Source organism: Plasticicumulans sp. (assembly GCF_035331805.1).
GTDB lineage: Bacteria > Pseudomonadota > Gammaproteobacteria > Competibacterales > Competibacteraceae > Plasticicumulans.
Genome location: NZ_DAOLKE010000568.1, coordinates 1 through 1,503, shown reverse-complemented (window position 1 = coordinate 1,503; position 1,503 = coordinate 1). Strand labels below are relative to the sequence as shown.

Sequence of the window (1,503 nt, the reverse complement as noted above, 5' to 3'; positions counted from 1 at the left end):
GCCGCCGAGCCCTGCTTCTTCGGCCGCGCCAGCCAGACGACGCCGATCAGCACCAGGAAGATCATGCCCGACAGCCAGAACAGATCATCGGCGGCGAGCAGCACCGACTGCTGCGTGACCTGGCGATCGAGGGCGCCGAGGGCCTGCTGCGGGTCGAGGCCGAACTGCTGGGCGTAGGTGTTCAGCGTCTGCGTCGTGGTCAGCGAGTACGGCGTCAGGTGCTCGACGAGCTGCGCGTGGTGCAGCGCGGCGCGGTCTTCCCACTGCGTCGTGTACACCGAGGCCCCGATCGCGCCGGCGGTGATGCGCGCGAAGTTCGACAGGCCCGAGGCGGCCGGGATGCGTTCCGGCGGCAGGCCGGAGAGCAGCATCGCGGTCAGCGGCACGAAGAAGGTCGACATCGCCGCGCCCATCACCAGTTGCGGCATCGCCAGCGTCACGGCGTCGGCCCCGGTCGTGAAGCCCGAGCGCATGAAGGCCACGACTGCGAACACCACGAACGCGAAGCTCGCGAGCAGGCGCGGATCGGTGCGCGGCATCATGCGCGCGACCAGCGGCGTCAGCAGCACGGCGAGCACGCCGGTCGGGGCGGTGACGATGCCGGCCCAGGTCGCCGTGTAGCCCATGTACTGCTGCAGCCACAGCGGCATCAGCACGACGTTGCCGAAGAACACGCCGTAGGCGAGCGCGATCGCCAGCACGCCGGTCGTGAAGTTGCGGCTTCTGAACAGCGACAGGTCGACGATCGGGTGCTTCTCGGTCAGCTCCCAGACCAGGAAGAACACGAAGCCGACCGCGGCGGTGATCGCAAGCCCCAGGATCAGCGGCGACGAGAACCAGTCGAGCTCCTTGCCCTTGTCGAGCATCAGCTGCAGCGACGCGACCCAGAGCACCAGCAGGCCGAGGCCGACGCCGTCGATCGGCAGCTTGCGCGTCGGTGTCTCGCGGCCCTTCAGCACGCGCGCGGTCAGCGCCGCGGCGACGATGCCGACCGGCACGTTGATCCAGAAGATCCACGGCCACGAGGCGTTGTCGGTCAGCCAGCCGCCGAGCAGCGGGCCGGCGACCGGCGCGACCAGCGTCGTCATCGACCAGACGCCGAGCGCCATCGGGGCTTTCTCCTTCGGGAAGCACGACAGCAGCAGCGCCTGCGACAGCGGAATCATCGGGCCGGCGACGAAGCCCTGCACGACGCGGAAGAAGATCAGGCTCTCCAGCGTCGGCGCCAGTCCGCAGGCGAGCGAGGCGCAGACGAAGGCGAGCACCGAATACAGGAACAGCCGCAGCTGCCCGAGCCGCTGCGTCATCCAGCCGGTCAGCGGCACGGCGATGGCGTTGGCGACCGCGAACGAGGTGATGACCCAGGTGCCCTGCGTCGGGCTGACGCCGAGATCCCCGGCGATCGCCGGCAGCGAGACGTTGGCAATCGTCGTGTCGAGCACGTTCATGAAGGTCGCCGTCGACAGCGCGACGGCGGCGACCGCGAGCGCGGCACCGGTGAGC

Annotated in this window: 1 protein-coding gene; it reads right to left on the bottom strand. The window is 69.7% G+C overall.

Features of this window, described 5'->3' with window-relative positions:
- Positions 1–1,503 (bottom strand): DHA2 family efflux MFS transporter permease subunit (locus PKE44_RS19430; protein ID WP_324554507.1); only part of this gene is annotated, 1,503 nt, incomplete at both ends.